Origin of the sequence: Streptomyces sp. NPDC059852 (assembly GCF_042731455.1) — a bacterium.
Classification (GTDB): Bacteria; Actinomycetota; Actinomycetes; order Streptomycetales; family Streptomycetaceae; genus Streptomyces.
Genome location: NZ_JBHWJK010000015.1, coordinates 116,791 through 134,017, shown reverse-complemented (window position 1 = coordinate 134,017; position 17,227 = coordinate 116,791). Strand labels below are relative to the sequence as shown.

Genomic DNA, 17,227 nt, shown 5'->3' with positions numbered 1-17,227 from the left:
CCCGCTGGGGGTGCTGGTCAGGCCATGCGCTCCACGGCGTCCTTGGCCTCCGCGAGACCGGCGCCGGTGATCTCCCGGTAGACCTTGATCGCCTGGATCTTCTTGTCGTCCCGCAGCAGCGCCGCCACCTCGGCCAGGCGCGGGTCCTCCTCCCGCAGCCCCAGGTGCCCGAGGATCAGGTCGAGCTTGTGCTCGAGCCGGGCCGCACGCCGCTCCGCCTGGGACATCCGGCTCTGCATGCTCAGCAGGAGCAGGACGCCGGCGGCCACCGCGAGGATCACTGCCATCGTCTCCATGCCGTGGAGGACGCCGTCCGGGGCGCCCGGGTTCACTCGGTGTCGAAGCGCAGCCGGTGGGCCACCACGTCCTGGGAGACGTCGAGGGCGGTACGGCCCTGCGCGAACGCGTGCGCCCGCAGCCGGGCCAGCGCCTCGTCCGTGCCGACGGCGAGCTGGGCCATGATCATGCCGGTGGCCTGGTAGAGCGGGTCGTGACCGGCGGCGAGGCCGCCCAGCCACACCTCCTCGCTCCGCTCACCCGTGATCTCGCCGTGCGGGAGCTCCATCAGGGCCAGCGTCAGCATCCCGGCGACCAGCCGGGCCGTGCGCAGGTCCGGGCCGGACAGCTCGCCGGGGGTGTCGCCGTAGAGGTCGAGGGTGCCGACGCAGACATGGGCGTCACCGAGGGGCAGCGAGTACACCGCCCGCACTCCGGCCGCGGTGGCCTGCTCGGCGAAGACGGGCCAGCGTGCCGCGTCCCGTCCTGCGGTCAGATCGCCGGCGAGCACGGGGGCGCGGCTGCGGGCGGCCCCCTGGCAGGGACCGTCGCCCAAGGTGGCCTGGATCTCCGTCACATACGCGGCCCGTGGGCCGGTCGCACCGAGCTGGAGGGGCATCCCGTCGTGGTGCAGCGACACGCTGGCGCCTGTCACGGGCAGCAGGTCGACGGCGGCCCGGCACAGCCGCACCGGCGCCTCGCCGGGCCCGGCGCCGCGCATCCTCTCGGCGATCACGTCCGCGGCACGCCGCTCCGGCCCCGGTCCACGATGATCTTCTCCGCGCCGCACGGATGCCTCCCGGTGTGGCGACGGGCAGAGGTCCGAAGGCTCCCGACCACCCGCCCCCGGACCAGCCCCGACTACCCGGCCCCCACCCCCCGAAACCCGGTACGCGCGCTCCCACCAGGCAGCCACCGTTCCACCCCCGTCACAACGGTGGCTGCGCCGGCGCCGGCCCCAGTGTGGTCGTGCCGGGGGCCGTGCGGTGGCCCAGGCCGGTGCGGTAGGCGTCCAGGGCCGCCTCGACGCGACCGGTGCGGCGGAGCAGGTCGCCCAGCAGGCGGCACAGGTCGGCCAGGTCGCCGGCCGCGCCCGCGCGTTCCAGCAGGCTCAGGGCACGGACGTAGTGCTCCTCGGCGGTGTCGGTCTCGCGGGCGTCCTCGGCGATGATGCCGAGCAGCCGGTGGGCGGCGGCGGAGTGCAGGGCGCCGCGCTCGGAGCTGAGGTCGCTGAGGACCTCGTGGAGCAGAGCGGCGGCCTCGGCGGACTTGCCGCGCCGGTGCAGCACGTCGGCGAGTTCGACGGCGACCTGGCTGGTGTACAGGGCGGCGCGCTGGGCCGTCAGCATGGTCTGCGCCTCGCGCATCTCCGCCTCGGCGCGCTCCAGGTCGCCGTTCTGGGCGTAGATGTAGCCGCGCATCCAGTGGCAGTTGGCGAGCTCGGTGCGGATCTGGAGCTGCCGGTACAGCTCGGCGGCCTTGGCGAGCGAGGCGTCGGCCTCGGCGATCCGGCCCTCGGCGAGCAGGGTGCGGGCCACGGACCGGTGCATCCGGGCCACCAGCGCGGGGTCGCCGGCCTGCGGGGCGAGGGCCAGGGCGTACTCGGCGGCCTGGGCGGCCCGCGCGTGGGCGCCCATGTCCATGTAGGGCCCGATGACGCTGGCGTACAGCAGCAGAAGGGCGTCCGGGTCGTGCAGTCCGCCGCGGTTCAGCTCGTCGAGGGCGGACTCCAGGAGGTAGACGGCGTACCGCAGTTCACCGGTGAGGTAGTGCGAGACGGCGCGCCCGCGCACGGCCGGCGCCCGGGCGGGCAGTGGCGCCCCGGCCGCCGTGAGCACCTGCTCGGCCTGCTCGAAGTGGCCGCGCGCGGCGTCCAGTTCACCGGCGTCGAGGCCGCAGTCGCCGAGCCCGATCAGCGCGGCGGCCCGCTCCTCGGCGAGGTCGTGGGCCGTCGCCTCGGCGAGCAGGTCGGTGAACTGGACGGCCGCCGCGTCGGTGTCGCCGGTGGCGAGGACGCGCTGGGCCTCGGTGAGCCGCAGCCGCAGATCGGTGACGAGATGGGCGGGCCGGCCGGTGGCCAGCTCCTCGAAGGCGACCCCGAGCCGGTCGGCGATGTGCCGCAGCGCCTCGTCGGAGGCGCGCACCCGGCCCGCCTCCAGGGTCGAGATGTAGGCGGGGGTGTACGCCGGTTCGGCCAACTGCCGCTGGGTCAGGCCCCGGTCGGCGCGCAACTGCTGCACCCGGCGTCCGATGGTCCCCGGATCATCACGGTCCGACACGCTCAACTCCCCCTGGTGCCCTTGCCGTTCCACTGCGACAGCCCCTAGGTTAAACCGCGTATTAAACGTGGTTAACCCTTGGCTGTTGCGAGGTCGCCGTGCAGCAACGCACCAGCACCACCGAGCGCTACACCCGGGGCGTCGCCGCCGCGGTGGTCGCCGTGACGACCCTGATCCTGGCGGCCAACGCGGGTCCGGCGAGAGCGATGGAGCCGAAACCGGAACAGCAGCGGACTCAGCATGTCATTCCGCAGGCCCGCACGCGGTAGGTCTCACGGAATCGCCACGCGCCCGGCCCCGGCGCTCACCCGCTGACCTGGAGCTGCCGCAGCTGCCGGTGCACGTTCTCCAGGGCGCCCCGCCGGCGGCCCGGCACCCGGCTGCGCAGTTCCACCAGGATCGGGCCGAGCTCACGCGCGAGCGCCGGGTCGTCGATCCGGCGCCACTGGTGATGGGCGTGGTCGACCGCCGACTCCACCGCGGGCGCGTCCGGGGACTGCCCGGCGGTCAGCCGCGCCGAGGCGACCGTCAGCCAGGTGCGGCAGCTGCGCACCGGGTCCCCCGCCAGCATCGCCAGGTCCGCGCGGACCTCGATCCAGTGCAGGGCCTGCTCCGAGGCGGGCCCGTGGGTGTGCACGGCCGTCCTCTCGTGCCCGGCGGCCAGCGCGTCCGCCTCCGCGTGCCGCCCGGCCCGCGCGGCTTCGGAGATCGCGGCGTGCGGGTCGCCCGGCGCGGGCGGGTACGCGGTCAGCACCAGGTCGACGCCCACTCCGGCCTCCGGCGCGATCCGTGCCAGCGCCTGCTCGTGGAGCCGGTCCAGCGGCGGCCGGAGCCCGCTGCGCAGCAGCGTGGCCACCGCCTTCATGTACACGGGGCCGGCCGGCGCCCTGCGGCCCGGAGGCGGGGCGATCCGGCCGAGGACGGTGCTGCCGCGGCCGCAGTCCAGGGGGTGGGCGCGCAGCCACTCCCAGGTCTCGGCGTCGGCGTGCAGGTCGAGGAGGAGGGACGTCGACCCCGGTGGCCGCAGACGCAGTTCGTCCCGGAACCAGTGCCACGGAAGACCCGAGTAGCGGATCGTGGCCGGCGTCGAGCGGGCCAGCGCGAGATGCGGCAGGCGCTGGCGCCGGTCCAGGTGCAGCTGGCCGGTGACGAACACGGTGAGCGGGCCGGGGGAGACGGCGGCGGCCCGCAGCCGGGTCAGGACGGCCTGCGGCTCCAGCGGGTCGGCGAGCTCCACGACGTTCGCGGTGTCGGTGCCGGACAGCACGGGCGGCGGCACGGCGGCCAGCACCGGGAGCACGGACGCGGCGTCCACCAGACGCCCCCGGCCGGCCGGAGCTGCGGCGAGCAGCAGCACTGTTCCGGGCATCGGTCCCTCCCCGTCCCCGTCGATCACGTACGGCAGCACCGTAACCGCTGTGCGTGGGGGAAGGGGATCTCAGGCGGGTGAACGTCCGTCCCCCCGCCGCCCCTTCCCCGCCGGGGGGATGCGGCGGACCGCGAACACCGTGGTGTCGTCGCCGAGATGCCCGCCGCTGTGCCGCAGCGTGCTCTCCCGGACGAAGTCGACCAGCCGGCCCGGCCGCGCCAGCCCGGGATCGGCGGCGACGGCGTCGGCGACCGTGCCGGCCAGCGGGAAGAAGGCGCCGCGGCCGTCCCGTGCCTCGGTGACCCCGTCGGTCGTCAGCAGCAGCGTCTCGCCGTACCGCAGCGGCGCCCGCAGCACCTGCGGCGGCCCCGCGGACGGGTCGAGTCCGCCCATCCCGACGGGGAGGCGGGCGGTGCGGCACCGCACCTCCCGTACCCCGTCGGGCCCGACGACGAGAGGGCTGTGGTGCCCGAGCACCAGGGCCTCGATGGTCTCCGGCTCGGCGTCCGGGAACCCGACCAGGACGACCGTCGCGAACCGGTCGTCGTCCTCCCGGCCGAGCGCGGCCCGCATCCGCACATGCCGCTCGAGCCGCACCTCCAGCCGGGCGGCGATCGTCGGCAGGTCCGGCTCGTGGTAGCCGGCCTCCCGGAACGTGCTGAGCAGCGCGGCGGCCACCTCGACCGCGCCGAGCCCCTTGCCCTGGACGTCGCCGAGGATGACGCGCGTGCCGTGCAGCCCGGTCTGGATGTCGTAGAAGTCGCCGCCGACCCGGGCCTCGCTGTCGGAGGCGAGATAGACGGCCGCGTGCTCCAGGCCGCCCCAGCCGGGCGGCAGCGGGCGCAGCACGGTGCGCCGGATGGTGGCCGCCACGTCCTCGATGTGCAGTATCCGCTCCTCGCCGCGCACCCGGACCGCGCAGGCCAGCGTGGCGAGGACACCGCCGATCGCGGCCAGGATCAGGTCGGGCAGCCCCGCCTGGAACTGGTGCGGCAGGACCGCGTCGGCCGCGATGTACGTCAGGGGCGCGAGGACGGCGTACGCGGCCGTCCCCCACACCCCGCAGATCGCGGCCGCGGTGCCGGGCACCAGCACGATCCAGGACAGGATGCGGAAGTCGCGGCCGGTCCAGAAGTCCACGGCCACGATGCCGACGAGGAGCAGCAGCGGCGGCACCCAGGCCACGCTCCTGCCGCGCACGCGCAGGGGCCGCGCCCGGCGCATGTCACCCAGCGGGCTGACCTCACCGTCGCTGACGGCCCTCATGCGCCTCAGCGAAACACGGCGTCCGGTGGGCCGCATCCGGGTACCCGAGCCGGCGACACCGAGCCGGCGCACGGCGCCGACTTGCCAGGCCGCCGCCCCAGGTGTGCTCTGGAGGGCGGGGGCGGAGAGGAAGGAGTGCTCCCATGGCTCATGCGGCACCCGCGTCCCGGCGGCGCACGGCGAGCGCACGCCCGGCGACCGACATCCTCAGCCCGCGCGCGCACCGCGTCGCGCACGTGGCGGTCCCCGTAGTCCTCGGTCTGATCTACGGCTTCTGGGTGGCGGCCGACCGCCGTGCCGGCGGCGAGATCACCGGCTGGAACCTGCTTCTGGGCTTCGTCTCCGCGGCGGTGTTCATGCTGCTGTTCGTCGCCGTCCGGGCCGTCTCCGGCCAGATGCGGCGCGAGATGCACGCGATCCTGTGGGCCGCCTTCACCGGCAGCGCGGTCGGGTTCCTGTACAGCCAGACCGGCCACAGCGTCGTCAGGTCGTCCCTGATGGGGCTCGCGCTCGGCGCGGCCTGTTTCGTCGTGCTGTTCTACCGCTACTACACGCACGAGGACGCCGAGGGCCGGCGGACCTGACACACCCGTTCGGGTGAACGCTGCACCGGAGCCTCCACCGGAGAGGGGAACCGTGCGCCCGGATGCAGGCACCCGGCGGGCGCCCCGGGCCGTGCCGTCCTTCGCTTGAGGGGTGTCCACCCGGCTGCGTGACGGTCTGTCGGCGGCGCTGATCGCGCTGTCGTGCCTCCTCCTGCCGTTCGGCGCGTCGGCGGCCTGGGCCGCGTACGGGCTCGCCGACACCGGCCGCTACGTCACGGCCATGGCGCCGCTCGCCTCCGACCCGGCCGTACGGCGGGCGGCCGCCGACGCCCTGGGCACCGGGATCATGCGCGAGGTCGACCGCCGGCTGGCCGGGTCGCCCGCGGCGCCCGCACCCGGCACGGTCCGCCCCTTCGTCCGGGACGCGGCCGACTCCTTCACCCGCACCGCGACCTTCCGCACCGCCTGGGACGCCGGCAACCGGGCGGTCCACGACGCCCTCCTGGACGCCCTGCGCGACGGCCGCGCGGGCCCCGTCACCGTCGACCTCGCGCCGATCACCGCGCAGGTCAAGGAGCGGCTGCTGGACGACCACGTGACCGTCGCCCGGCACATCCCGGTCGAGCACACCGAGGTGCCCGTGCTCGGCGCCGACGAGCTGGCCCGGCTCAGGAGGGGGTACGACGTGCTGGAGGTCGCCGGGTTCTGGCTGCCCGTGGCCGCCGCCGTGCTCGCGGCGGCCGGGATCGCCGTCGCCGCCTGCCGCCGCCGCGCGGTCACCGCGACCGCGCTCGGCACGGCCCTGGGGGGCGCGCTCCTGGTCCTCGCCGTGTCCCTCGGCCGCCGGCTGACGCTCGCCGACCTGCCCGAGGCCGCCCACCGCCCGGCCGCCGGAGCCGTCTACGACGCGCTGACCCAGCCGCTGCGCTCGGTGGCCTGGTCCCTGGTCGCCCTCGGCCTGGCCGTGGCCCTCGCGGCCCGCCTCACCGGCCACCTGGCCCGGCGCCGGGAGGCCGCCCGGCCCGCCACGGACCCCGCCCGCCCGCCGACGCGCGCCCGCGTCTGACGGGACGCGGGGGACCCGGCGCTCCTGGCATCCGCGCGCCCCACCTCGTAACGTCGTCGCCGTGACAGACCGGGGGAACCAGAACGGACGCCGACGCCACAGGGCCGGGCGGTGGCTCGCCGCGCTGCTCCTGCTCGCCGTCACCGTCGTCGTCGCCTGCCGGGCCGCCGACACCGACGCCCTGACCCCCGTCCCGCAGCTGCTGGCCTTCCTGCCCTGGCTGCTCGTGCCCACCGTGGCCGGACTGCTGCTCGCCCTGCTCGCCCGCTGGTGGACCGGCCTGGTCTGGGCGGTCGCGCTGCTCGGCCTGCTGGCCTGGTTCATCGAGCCGTACGGCAGGAGCGGGCGGCCGGAAGGACCACCGCTGGCCTCCGTGCGCGTCCTGACCTCGAACGTCGAGTTCGGGCACGCGGCCGGCGCGCTGGCCGCCGCCGTCCGCCGCGAGCGACCGGACCTCGTGTTCGTCCAGGAGTGCGAGCAGACCTGCGACGCCGTCCTGCGCCGGGAACTCGGCTCCGCCTATCCGCACCGGGTGGCGGAGGTGGCCGCCGGGTCCCACGGCTCGGTCCTGCTCAGCCGGTTCCCGCTCGCCCCCGCCGAGGGCGTCGACGGCACCATGGCCATGCCGGGCGCCGTCGCCGACGTCCGGGGGCGGCCGGTACGGCTCCAGCTCGCGCACCCCATGCCGCCGCTGCCCGGCAGGACCGGGCCCTGGCGCCGCGAACTCGGGCGGCTGCGCGACCTCTCCGCCGGGCGCGGCCGCGCCCCGCTCGTGCTCGCCGGGGACTTCAACGCCTCCCAGGACCACGCGGCCTTCCGCCGCGTCCTCGACACCGGTCTGCGGGACGCGGCCCGGCTCGGCGGCCACGACCGCACCCCGAGCTGGCCGTCCCGCACGGCACCCCCGTTCGGCGCCCAGATCGACCACGTGCTGCTCTCCCGGGACTTCTCGGTGCGCGCCACCCGCTTCCTGGACCTGCCCGGCACCGACCACCGCGCCCTGCTCGCCGACATCACCCTGCACCGGCCGCCCGGCTGACGACATGGGCGCGGCCGCCCTGTGCAGGAGGGCGGCCGCGTCATGTGGGGGGTGGAACGGGGGAACCGCCCTACCGGCGGGCTCCCTTGTCGAGGGCCTTGTCGAGCGCGGCGGCGAACCCGTTGGCCCACAGCTGCTCGACCCGGGCCCGCTCGTTGGAGTCCGGCTGGGAGTTGGTGCACGACGGGCCGGGGCCACCGCCCGACATGAGCTCGCTGCAAGGGCCCTCGTAGTGGTCCGGCAGCCCGAGGACGTGACCCGTCTCGTGCGTGGTGACGCGGGTGGAGTCGTACTGCTGGTTCTGCTGGTAGTCGAGGAAGACGTACCCGTTGCCGTGCCCGTCCGTCGAGGCGTACGAGCCACGCGAGTCGTTGCCCTCGCGGTAGGTGAAGTCGGCGTTCGAACCGGACTGGAGCTTGACGTTGGAGACCGAGCTGTTCCAGATCTGGGCGCTGCGGGCTATCTGCGCGCTGAACGTGGGCGCGCCCGAGGCGTCGTAGACGACGGTGACGGCCGCGGCGGCCGTCGGACGGGCCGCCTGCTTCTCGGCGACCGACTTCAGCACGGCCTGGAAGAAGGCCTCCGAGGCGTCGGAGCCGGCCGGACCGGCGGTGAAGCCGGCCTGGACGGGAGCCGGGGCCGCGGTCGCCGGGGCGACCATGCCGAGGCCGAGGGCCGCGACACCGAGAGCGGCCGCCGCCGTCGTACGGGCGGACAGGACGAAGGACATGCGCATCGATGACTCCTAGGTGGGGGGTGAGTCGTCAAGGCGAGTGTCCGCGTCCGAAAAGCCGCTGTGATGATGGCAATCGGCGATAGCACGGGCCTATCAGGGCCCCGATTCGCCGTGTTCGGAGGGGATTTGGGTGGCTGGTGAAACCAGTCCTTCCGCTTTAGTCTCCCAGGGCATGGAGCTCGAGGTGAGACACCTCCGCGCGCTGTGCGCGATAGCCGACACCGGCAGTCTGCACCGGGCCGCGCGGCAACTGGGCGTCGCCCAGCCATCGTTGAGCACACAACTGCGCCGCATCGAGCAGGAGCTCGGCGGCCCGCTGTTCCTGCGGGCCCGGACCGGCTGCCGGCCCACCCCGCTGGGCCGTCTCGTCCTCAGCCGCGCCCGCCCCCTGGTGTCCGAGATGCGCGCCCTCGTCACCGAGGCACGGGCCGCCGCGATGGGCGGCGCCGCCCTGCGGGTCGGCTCGACCGCGAGCAAGGCCCTGGCGGGCTGGCTGCGCCGGCTGCGCCGCCACGGGCAGGACCCCAGCCTCCACATGAACGTCTCCCCCAACGCCCTGCTGCGCATGGTCGCCGACGGGCAGCTGGACGTCGCCTTCGTGCACGAGGTGGAGGGATGCCCCCTGCGTATCCCGCCGGAGCTGCGGCTGCGCGTGCTGATGGACCGCGAACCGCAGTTCGTGTCCCTGCCCACCGACCACCCGGCCGCCGCCCGGCGCGAGGTCGACCTCCGCGACCTCGCCGGCGACCGCTGGATGGTCGACCCCACCGTCGACGGCGAATGGGACGCCGTCCAGCGGATGTTCCGCGCGGCCGGCGTCAGCCCGCGGGTCCTGCACGGCGACTACTACACCGCCGACGCCCTGGTGGCCACCGGTGAGGTCGTCACCGTCTGCCAGCCCACCCACGCCGACAGCCCCACCATGGCCGTACGCCGGCTGCGGGGCGACCCCCTCGGCGTACGGCTGCTGCTGGCCGCCCGCGCGGAGACCGACCTCGACGGCGTCTACCCCGCGCTGGAGGAGGCGTACTGGGAGGCGGCCCGGCAGGCACCGGCGTACCGGGACTGGCTGGAACACGACGGCGAACGGCGTCCGCGGCGCGTTCCAGCCCTCCCCTGACCGGCGTCCGACCGGCCTCAGACGCCGATGTCCCGCCCGTCCCGGCGCCACACCGCCACCACCGCGGGCCGGTTGATCCGGCCGGGCCCGTCGGGCCAGGCGCTCAGCGGCTTCTCGGCCGTCGCCCCGTCGATCTCCCCCGGATGCTGCACGGAGACGAGCACCCGCCGGTCCTGGACGAGCGGACCGCAGGTCTCGGCTCCCTTCGGCATCGTCAGGAACTGCTTGAGCTCGCCGCGCCGCTCCCCGCGCGTGGCGACGCCGAAGAGGCCGTCGTGGTGGCCCAGGGCGTTGCCGTCCGTGGAGATCCACAGGTTGCCGTGGGGGTCGAAGGCCACGTTGTCCGGGCAGGAGATCGGCGAGACCTGGTCCTTCGGGAACCCGGCGAAGTAGGTCGCCGGGTCGTCCGGGTCGCCCGCCACCAGGAACAGCGACCAGGCGAACCGCTCGCTGTCGGCCCGGCCGCGGTGCTCGGTCAGCTCCAGGATCTGGCCGTGCTTGTTGGCGCGGCGCGGGTTGGCCTCGTCCGGCCCGGGGTTGGACCCGACGCCCCGGTTGCTGTTGTTGGTCAGGGCCACGTACACCTTGCCGGTGTGCGGGTTGGGCTCGATGTCCTCGGGCCGGTCCATCTTGGTGGCGCCCACCTTGTCCCCGGCGAGCCGCGTGAAGACGAACACCTCCTCCGCGCTCATCCCCTCGACGTGCGAGACGGCCCCGTGCGCGGTGGCGGTGGCCAGCGGGATCCACTCGCCACCGCCGTCGAACTCCCCGTCAGCGGGCAGCTTCCCGGTCCCGTCGATCTCGATGGCGGGGGAGTCGCCGCTGAGCCGGGCGACATACAACGTCCCCTCGTCCAGCAGCGACAGATTGTGCTCCCGGACGGCCCGGCCCGCCCCCTTCCGCATCCGCTTGCTGCCGACGAACTTGTAGAAGTAGTCGAAGCGCTCGTCGTCCCCGGAGTACACGACCGGCCGCCCGTCGTCGGTCAGCCGCACGGTCGCGCCCTCGTGCTTGAACCGGCCCAGCGCGGTGCGCTTGCGGGGCGCGGCCGTCGGGTCGTACGGGTCCAGCTCGACGACCCAGCCGAAGCGGTGCGGCTCGTTGGGCTCCCGGGCCACGTCGAAGCGCCGGTCGAACCGCTCCCACTTGCGCTCGGTCGCGCCACTGCCCAGCCCGTACCGCTTGTCGGTGGCGCGGGTGGCGCCCGCGAAGTACTGGTTGAAGTTCTCCTCGCCGTGCAGCGTGGTGCCCCACGGGGTGACGCCGCCGGAGCAGTTGTTGAGGGTGCCGAGCACCTTCCGGCCGGTCGGGTCGGCGGAGGTCTTCAGCAGGTCGGACCCGGCGGCCGGCCCGGTCACCCGGAACTCGGTGGTCGCCGTCACGCGCCGGTTCAGCGGATGCCGGGGCACCGGCGTGAGCCTCCCGGACCGCCGGTCCTCCTCCACGACCACGGCGGACAGCCCATGGGCCGCCCAGGCGACCTCGACCTGCTGCCGGGTCGGGTTCTCGGGGTCGTACCCCCGGAACATCAGCACCTCGTCGGTGTACTCGTGGTTGGCGACGAGGACCTGCCGGTGGGGCTCGCCGTGCAGCGGGAGCAGGGCGAGGAAGTCGTTGTTGTAGCCGAACTGCTTCGCCTGCGCCTCGGCGGTCTGCCGGTCCGGGTCGAAGGCGGGCGCCCCGCGCAGGATGGGCTCGCCCCAGCGGATGACGACGTTCTGGGCGTACCCGTCCGGGATCGTCACGGTGTCGGCGGTGTTGGGCGCGACGGGCGTGAACCGCAGCCCGCGCGCGCCCCGGGAGCCGTGGGAGGCGTGGGAGGCGCGCGCTTCCGCCGCGCTCGCCCGCGGCGCCGCGACGGTCGCGGAGACCCCGGCCGCGGCGGCCGCGGTGACGACGGCGGCGGCCCGCATCACGGTACGGCGGCTGAGGGCGCCGGCGACGACGTCCCCGACGTACGGGTTGGCGCTGGTGTTCGGGACCTCGTGGAAACAGGCGTCCCCGCACCGGAAACGGCAGGTCAGGGCGGCCCTGCCCCCGTGGTGCGCGGCGCCGTCGACGCTGATGATCGGCAACTGGATACGCATGGCTGCTGGTTCTCCCCTTGCTTCCCCTTGAAGTGCGGCGTGGGGGACGGTAGGGGTGCGTGCGAGCGGCAGCGGGGCGCGAGCGTGAACGAGGAGTGAACCGAGGGTGGCTGTACGGGACGCCGACGGGCGGCTCGATGCGACCTTGACGGACGGAAGAGCCTGTGTTCACCCCTCCCCAAGATCACCACCGGGGGCCGCTAACCTTACGTGTCCGTCCTGGCCAGGGATCTACGGGCATCAACTCACGCGAAGGGTTGCGCACATGGGCATTCTCACTCTCCTGCGGAACGCGTTCGGCCGGTCACGCAAGGGGCGGACCGCCGAGGCGGAGGGTGCGACTCCTTCGCAGGAACCGCAGCCGACCGCCACGACCACCGCTACCGCGACGGTCCCGGAGCCCCGCTCCGCCGAGCCGGAGAAGCCGGACACCGAGAACGAGCACGACCTGGTCTCGGCGGCCTTCGACAACGTGACGGTCCCCAAGCAGACGCCTCCGGCGGCGGAACCGGCGACGTCCGAGCCGGAGCCGACCCCGGCCCCCGAGCCGACCACCCAGGTCGAAGAACCGGCCACGGAGCCGGCACCGGTGGCCGAGGCGGCCACGGAGGCCCCGAAGCCCGAGGAGCCGGCGACCGAGGAGCCGAAGGCCGAGGCGGAGCAGCAGCTGGAGCCCGCCCCCGAGCCCGAGCCCGAACCGGCCGCCGAGGTGGAGCCCGCCCCCGAGCCGGAGCCCGAACCGGCCGCCGAGGTGGAGCCCGCCGCTGAGCCGGAGCCCGAACCGACCCCGGAGCCCGAGGCCGCCCCCGAGCCGGCCGCGGAAGCCGACCAGTCGGAGGCCCCCAAGGCCGAGGAGCAGCCCGAGCCCGCCACCGAGCCCGAGCCGGCCGCCGAGCCCGAGCCCGAGACCGCGCCCGAGCAGGAGCCGGTCGCCGAGGCCGCCCCGGAGCCGGAGGCCGAGGAGCCGGAGGCTCCGAAGGTCGAGGAAGAGCCGGAACCCGCCGCAGCCGCCGACGGCGAGGAAGCCCCGCAGGGGCCACCCGCACCCGACGACGAAAGCAGCACGGGTGATGCGGGTGGGAACACCCAGGCCGAAGGCGAAGCCGAGGCCTCCGACCCCACCGGCGCAGCCGCAGCCGACACAGCCGTCCCGGCAAACCTCCGCACCGCCCACACCGCCGCCGCCAAGGCCCTCGCCACCCACAACCTCACCGGCACCCGCGCCAAGACCTACCTCGTCCTCGACCGCTCCGCCTCCATGCGGCCGTACTACAAGGACGGCTCCGCCCAGGCCCTCGCCGAGCAGACCCTCGCCCTCGCCGCCCACCTGGACGACAAGGACCCGACGGTCCACGTCGTCTTCTTCTCCACCGAACTCGACGGCACCGGCGAACTCACCCTCACCGAGCACGAGAACAAGATCGACGAGCTCCACGCCGCCCTCGGCCGCATGGGCCGTACCAGCTACCACGTCGCCGTGGAGGAGGTCGTCGCCCACCACGCCAAGACGGCCCCCGACACCCCGGCCCTGGTCGTGTTCCAGACGGACGGCGCCCCCGACGCCAAGACCCCGGCCAACCAGGCCCTCACGGACGCGGCGAAGAAGCACCCGAACGTCTTCTTCTCGATCGTCGCCTTCGGAGACCCCGAGCAGAAGGCGTTCGACTACCTCCGCAAGCTGAAGACCGGCAACACCGCGACGTTCTTCGCGGGAGAGTCCCCCCTGGAGCTCACGGACGACCAGCTCTACGACGGCATCCTGTCGTCCTGGCGCCCGTAGGACCCCCAGGCACCCGAGCCGCCCGCTTCCCACCCCTCAAAACGGGAGGCGGGCGGCTCGCCCGTGTCGGCTACGATTTCAAGGTTCGAAAGTGACGGCAGCGGCCGCGAAACCCGGCACCCGTCACCCCACGTAACGACCTGGGAGCAGCCCGCGATGGCTCGACACCTCATCACCAGCGCCCTTCCGTACATCAACGGGATCAAGCACCTGGGCAACATGGTGGGGTCCATGCTCCCGGCGGACGTGTACTCCCGGTACCTCCGCCAGCGTGGCCACGACGTCCTGTACATCTGCGCCACCGACGAGCACGGCACCCCGGCCGAGCTGGCGGCGAAGGAGCAGGGCCTCCCCGTGGACGCGTTCTGCGCCCAGGCGCACGACGCGCAGAAGGCGGTCTACGACGGCTTCTCGCTGGCCTTCGACCACTTCGGCCGCAGCTCCAGCCAGGAGAACGTCGAGATCACCCAGCACTTCGCCCGCAAGCTGCACGAGAACGGCTTCATCGAAGAGCGCGCGATCCGCCAGGTCTACAGCCCGGCCGACGGCCGCTTCCTGCCGGACCGCTACGTCGAGGGCACCTGCCCGCACTGCGGCTACGACAAGGCCCGCGGCGACCAGTGCGAGAACTGCACGCGCGTCCTGGACCCGACCGACCTGATCGAGCCGCGCTCGGCGATCTCCGGCTCCACGGACCTGGAGGTCCGCGAGACCAAGCACCTCTTCCTCCTCCAGTCCAAGCTGCAGAACGAGGTCGCGGAGTGGGTGTCCCGCCACGACGGCGTCTGGCCGCACCTGGCCTCCTCCATCGCCCACAAGTGGCTGACGGAGGGCCTGCACGACCGGGCGATCACCCGTGACCTGGACTGGGGTGTGCCCGTCCCGGCGGACACCTGGCCGGAGCTGGCGGCCGAGGGCAAGGTCTTCTACGTGTGGTTCGACGCCCCGATCGAGTACCTGGGGTCGACGAAGGAGTGGGCCGACCAGGACCCGGAGAACCGCGACTGGAAGTCGTGGTGGTACGACGTCGACACCGACGTCCGCTACACGCAGTTCATGGCGAAGGACAACGTCCCCTTCCACACCGTGATGTTCCCGGCGACCGAGCTGGGCATCCGGGAGCCGTGGAAGAAGGTCGACTTCGTCAAGGCGTTCAACTGGCTGACGTACTACGGCGGGAAGTTCTCGACCTCCCAGAAGCGCGGTGTCTTCACGGACCAGGCGCTGGAGATCCTGCCCGCCGACTACTGGCGCTACTTCCTGATCGCCAACGCCCCCGAGTCGGACGACGCGTCCTTCACCTGGGAGCACTTCATCGCGACGGTGAACAAGGACCTCGCCGACACCCTGGGCAACTTCGTCAACCGCGTCCTGTCCTTCTCGAAGAAGCGCTTCGGCGAGGAGGTCCCGGCGGGCGGCGAGCCCGGCGAGGCGGAGACGAGGCTGGGCGGGCAGATCGCGGAGCTGCTGGCCGAGTACGAGTCGCACATGGAGTCGCTGCAGTTCCGCAAGGCGGCGGCGGCCCTGCGGGCGCTGTGGTCGGCGGGCAACTCCTACCTGGAGGAGAAGGCCCCCTGGCTGGAGATCAAGACCGACAAGGACGCGGCGGCGCTGACGCTGCGCACGGCGATGAACCTGATCCACCTGTACGCGGTGGTGTCGGAGCCGTTCATCCCGACGACGTCGAAGGCGATGCGTCAGGCGTTCTCCCTGCCGGACGACACGGCGACCTGGGTCACCCCGGACGAGGCCCGCTCCCTGACCGCCGTCCCGGTCGGCACCCCCTTCATCGTCCCGCCGGTCCTCTTCGCCAAGCTGACGGACGACGACCTGGAGCTCTACAAGGAGCGCTTCGGCGGCGAGTAGTCCGACGCCGGCCACCCGACGAAGCCGGCCCACGCCTCCGCCCCGAGCGCGAGGCGGGGGCCGGCGTCGCCGTACTTGGAGTCACGGACGTGCACGGTGCCGGGGGCGAGGGCGAGCTCGACACAGGAGTTGCCGTCCGTGCCGCTGCTGTAGCTGCTCTTGAACCACTCCAGCTCGGCAGGGGTCTCGCGGGTCATGTCTCTCCCAGCAGTCTCTCGATGAAGGCCAGCGACTCCCTGGGAGGGAGTGCCTGCGCCCGGATCGTGCCATACCGCAGCTCAAGGATGCGCAGCTGTTTCGGATCCCCGGTCGGCCTCCCGCTGAACGCCCCGTCGGAGCGTCCCAGTGCCGTGCCGTCCGGGAACTTCAGCAGCTCGATCTTGCCGTCCACGCCTGGGTGAGCGTCCGTGTTCGTCGGCATGACCTGGAGCGTGACGCTGTTCAACCGCCCCACCTCCAACAGGCGTTCGAGCTGCCGTTGCCACACCATTGTGCCCCCGACCTGCCGGCGTACCGGTGCCTCTTCCAGGACGAAGTGCAGCGACGGCGCAGGGTCGCGTTCGAAGACGGACTGACGGGCCAGTCGCGCGGCCACCATGCGTTCCACGTCGCCCGCCGAGTAGGGCGGCTGGGCCGCCTCCATCAGGGCCCGGGCGTGGTCCGGAGTCTGCAACAGCCCGTGCACGCTGTTGCATTCGTACACCCCGATCTCCACCGCCCTCGCCTCCAGCTCCCCCAGTTCGCGCACGCGCTTCGGGTACCGGACCTTGGCCACGTCCTCCTTCATCGCCGCGAGCAGCCCACCCGCCCCCAGCACCTCGTCCGCCCTGTCCAGATACTCCTGCCGGGGAATCCGCTTACCGCTCTCGATCTTGTAGACGAGGTCCTCGCCGTACCCCACCGCCCTGCCGAACTCCCCGGCCCGCATCCCCACCGCCTCGCGCCGGAGCTTCAACTGCCGTCCCACGGTGGCGACCACGGCCACGCCCCACTCGTCGTCCGGGTCGACCTCCCACCCCGGTTCGTCCGCCTCCGTCCTCAGCATGCGCACCCCTCCGTCGTACCGCCTCGTACCAGCGACGCCCTACCCGTGCGCAACGACCCGACAGGCCCGGACAGCACCGGACAACGACCGGACAGTCACCGTACGCAACCATGGCGTCACTCCCCACGGTAGGCACATGCGGCCACTCTGAGTGACGTGAATCAGAAGCTCGTCGCCCCCGAACACGCCATCCGCGACTTCAGCGTCCTGCTGTCCCCCACGCCCCGGGGTGCCCGCCTCGCCCGCCTGCTCGCCACCCAGCAACTGCTCGCCTGGGGCCTGCCGTTGGACCCGGCCCAGCTCATCGTGGCCGAGCTGGCGAACAACGCGGCCAGCCACGGACGCGTCCCCGGCCGGAACTTCCAGCTCCTGCTCTACGTCGTCGGCGGCACGCTCCGCATCGAGGTCACGGACACGCGCGGTGACGACATCCCGTGCCACCGGCCCTCCGACCCGACCTCCGAGTCCGGCCGCGGACTGACCCTCGTGACCGCCCTCGCCGACCGCTGGGGCGTCTCCCGCAGCCTGCCACCCCGCAAGACCGTCTGGGCCGAGGTCACCCTCGCCGCCTCTCAGGCACCGGAACGTGAAACCCCACACTCCGGTCCCACCTGCGGTCCCTATGCACCACCCACGGGGGAGAAAGCACCCCGCCAAGCCCCACTCCTCCCTCCCGCCGGGCAAACTCACTCCGGCGAGTGAATATGCCCAAGTGGGCTGAAATCGGGACCGGTTGCCTGCCGTACGCTCAGC

At 73.6% G+C, this 17,227-nt stretch carries 17 protein-coding genes; 8 read left to right on the top strand and 9 right to left on the bottom strand.

Features of this window, described 5'->3' with window-relative positions; translation table 11 throughout:
• Window positions 1-17 precede the first annotated feature (17 nt).
• The 3 genes from ACFV46_RS20580 to ACFV46_RS20570 form a co-directional block, all read right to left on the bottom strand.
• On the bottom strand, window positions 18-296 hold the full coding sequence (locus ACFV46_RS20580; protein WP_376727611.1) for a ribosomal protein L7/L12: 279 nt from the start codon (window positions 294-296) through the stop codon (window positions 18-20).
• Window positions 297-328: 32 nt separating this feature from the next.
• Entirely contained in the window at window positions 329-1,012 is a 684-nt protein-coding gene (locus tag ACFV46_RS20575) for a GAF and ANTAR domain-containing protein (protein WP_376727610.1), read from the bottom strand.
• Window positions 1,013-1,205: 193 nt separating this feature from the next.
• On the bottom strand, window positions 1,206-2,555 hold the full coding sequence (locus tag ACFV46_RS20570) for a helix-turn-helix domain-containing protein (RefSeq protein WP_385499089.1): 1,350 nt from the start codon (window positions 2,553-2,555) through the stop codon (window positions 1,206-1,208).
• Window positions 2,556-2,653: 98 nt separating this feature from the next.
• On the opposite strand from ACFV46_RS20570, the gene ACFV46_RS20565 reads away from it, so the two are divergent.
• Entirely contained in the window at window positions 2,654-2,824 is a 171-nt protein-coding gene (locus ACFV46_RS20565; RefSeq protein ID WP_361929297.1) for a hypothetical protein, read from the top strand.
• A 35-nt stretch (window positions 2,825-2,859) separates the two neighbouring features.
• Here ACFV46_RS20565 and ACFV46_RS20560 read toward each other — a convergent pair whose 3' ends face one another.
• Both ACFV46_RS20560 and ACFV46_RS20555 read right to left on the bottom strand, forming a co-directional pair.
• Complete coding sequence (locus tag ACFV46_RS20560) at window positions 2,860-3,924, bottom strand: hypothetical protein (protein WP_385499088.1); 1,065 nt, start codon at window positions 3,922-3,924, stop codon at window positions 2,860-2,862.
• A gap of 69 nt (window positions 3,925-3,993) precedes the next feature.
• Complete coding sequence (locus ACFV46_RS20555) at window positions 3,994-5,190, bottom strand: PP2C family protein-serine/threonine phosphatase (protein ID WP_385499086.1); 1,197 nt, start codon at window positions 5,188-5,190, stop codon at window positions 3,994-3,996.
• Between the two features lie 143 nt (window positions 5,191-5,333).
• Here ACFV46_RS20555 and ACFV46_RS20550 point away from each other — a divergent pair, with 143 nt between their 5' ends.
• The 3 genes from ACFV46_RS20550 to ACFV46_RS20540 all read left to right on the top strand — a co-directional run bounded on the left by ACFV46_RS20550 (window position 5,334) and on the right by ACFV46_RS20540 (window position 7,840).
• Window positions 5,334-5,774: a hypothetical protein gene (locus ACFV46_RS20550; RefSeq protein ID WP_361929306.1), complete on the top strand. Its 441-nt coding sequence runs from the start codon at window positions 5,334-5,336 to the stop codon at window positions 5,772-5,774.
• Window positions 5,775-5,886: 112 nt separating this feature from the next.
• The gene (locus ACFV46_RS20545) at window positions 5,887-6,801 is read left to right on the top strand and encodes a hypothetical protein (protein WP_376727606.1); all 915 of its coding nucleotides are present in this window, start codon (window positions 5,887-5,889) and stop codon (window positions 6,799-6,801) included.
• Between the two features lie 61 nt (window positions 6,802-6,862).
• Window positions 6,863-7,840: an endonuclease/exonuclease/phosphatase family protein gene (locus ACFV46_RS20540; protein ID WP_376727605.1), complete on the top strand. Its 978-nt coding sequence runs from the start codon at window positions 6,863-6,865 to the stop codon at window positions 7,838-7,840.
• A 70-nt stretch (window positions 7,841-7,910) separates the two neighbouring features.
• Here ACFV46_RS20540 and snpA read toward each other — a convergent pair whose 3' ends face one another.
• Complete coding sequence (snpA, locus tag ACFV46_RS20535; RefSeq protein ID WP_376727604.1) at window positions 7,911-8,576, bottom strand: snapalysin; 666 nt, start codon at window positions 8,574-8,576, stop codon at window positions 7,911-7,913.
• Window positions 8,577-8,748: 172 nt separating this feature from the next.
• Here snpA and ACFV46_RS20530 point away from each other — a divergent pair, with 172 nt between their 5' ends.
• Window positions 8,749-9,696, top strand: a complete 948-nt coding sequence (locus tag ACFV46_RS20530) for a LysR family transcriptional regulator (RefSeq protein ID WP_361929317.1) — start codon at window positions 8,749-8,751, stop codon at window positions 9,694-9,696.
• Window positions 9,697-9,713: 17 nt separating this feature from the next.
• Here ACFV46_RS20530 and ACFV46_RS20525 read toward each other — a convergent pair whose 3' ends face one another.
• The gene (locus ACFV46_RS20525; RefSeq protein ID WP_385499083.1) at window positions 9,714-11,783 is read right to left on the bottom strand and encodes a PhoX family protein; all 2,070 of its coding nucleotides are present in this window, start codon (window positions 11,781-11,783) and stop codon (window positions 9,714-9,716) included.
• A gap of 265 nt (window positions 11,784-12,048) precedes the next feature.
• Between ACFV46_RS20525 and ACFV46_RS20520 the strand changes: the two genes are divergently transcribed.
• Both ACFV46_RS20520 and metG read left to right on the top strand, forming a co-directional pair.
• A complete protein-coding gene (locus ACFV46_RS20520) occupies window positions 12,049-13,563 on the top strand; it encodes a VWA domain-containing protein (RefSeq protein ID WP_385499082.1) in 1,515 nt (504 codons plus the stop codon).
• A 156-nt stretch (window positions 13,564-13,719) separates the two neighbouring features.
• Window positions 13,720-15,429, top strand: coding sequence for a methionine--tRNA ligase (gene metG / locus ACFV46_RS20515; RefSeq protein ID WP_361929325.1), 1,710 nt, complete (start codon window positions 13,720-13,722; stop codon window positions 15,427-15,429).
• Here the strand turns inward: metG and ACFV46_RS20510 are convergent.
• Entirely contained in the window at window positions 15,402-15,626 is a 225-nt protein-coding gene (locus ACFV46_RS20510) for a DUF397 domain-containing protein (RefSeq protein WP_086871341.1), read from the bottom strand. The genes metG and ACFV46_RS20510 overlap by 28 nt on opposite strands.
• Complete coding sequence (locus ACFV46_RS20505; RefSeq protein ID WP_376727599.1) at window positions 15,623-16,474, bottom strand: helix-turn-helix domain-containing protein; 852 nt, start codon at window positions 16,472-16,474, stop codon at window positions 15,623-15,625. Before ACFV46_RS20505 ends, ACFV46_RS20510 begins: the two co-directional genes overlap by 4 nt.
• A 156-nt stretch (window positions 16,475-16,630) precedes the next feature.
• Here ACFV46_RS20505 and ACFV46_RS20500 point away from each other — a divergent pair, with 156 nt between their 5' ends.
• Window positions 16,631-17,176 carry an ATP-binding protein gene (locus ACFV46_RS20500; RefSeq protein ID WP_376727598.1) on the top strand — a complete coding sequence of 182 codons (546 nt, stop codon included), beginning with the start codon at window positions 16,631-16,633 and terminating at the stop codon, window positions 17,174-17,176.
• Window positions 17,177-17,227 lie beyond the last annotated feature (51 nt).

What these genes read in the sequence shown, in the direction of transcription:
- ACFV46_RS20530 (WP_361929317.1), top strand. Translation starts at nt 8,749, where the DNA reads ATGGAGCTCGAGGTGAGACACCTCCGCGCGCTGTGCGCGATAGCCGAC.
- ACFV46_RS20560 (WP_385499088.1), bottom strand. Translation starts at nt 3,924, where the DNA reads ATGCCCGGAACAGTGCTGCTGCTCGCCGCAGCTCCGGCCGGCCGGGGG.
- ACFV46_RS20555 (WP_385499086.1), bottom strand. Translation starts at nt 5,190, where the DNA reads ATGAGGGCCGTCAGCGACGGTGAGGTCAGCCCGCTGGGTGACATGCGC.
- ACFV46_RS20520 (WP_385499082.1), top strand. Translation starts at nt 12,049, where the DNA reads ATGGGCATTCTCACTCTCCTGCGGAACGCGTTCGGCCGGTCACGCAAG.
- ACFV46_RS20510 (WP_086871341.1), bottom strand. Translation starts at nt 15,626, where the DNA reads ATGACCCGCGAGACCCCTGCCGAGCTGGAGTGGTTCAAGAGCAGCTAC.
- metG (WP_361929325.1), top strand. Translation starts at nt 13,720, where the DNA reads ATGGCTCGACACCTCATCACCAGCGCCCTTCCGTACATCAACGGGATC.
- ACFV46_RS20550 (WP_361929306.1), top strand. Translation starts at nt 5,334, where the DNA reads ATGGCTCATGCGGCACCCGCGTCCCGGCGGCGCACGGCGAGCGCACGC.
- snpA (WP_376727604.1), bottom strand. Translation starts at nt 8,576, where the DNA reads ATGCGCATGTCCTTCGTCCTGTCCGCCCGTACGACGGCGGCGGCCGCT.
- ACFV46_RS20580 (WP_376727611.1), bottom strand. Translation starts at nt 296, where the DNA reads ATGGAGACGATGGCAGTGATCCTCGCGGTGGCCGCCGGCGTCCTGCTC.
- ACFV46_RS20505 (WP_376727599.1), bottom strand. Translation starts at nt 16,474, where the DNA reads ATGCTGAGGACGGAGGCGGACGAACCGGGGTGGGAGGTCGACCCGGAC.
- ACFV46_RS20525 (WP_385499083.1), bottom strand. Translation starts at nt 11,783, where the DNA reads ATGCGTATCCAGTTGCCGATCATCAGCGTCGACGGCGCCGCGCACCAC.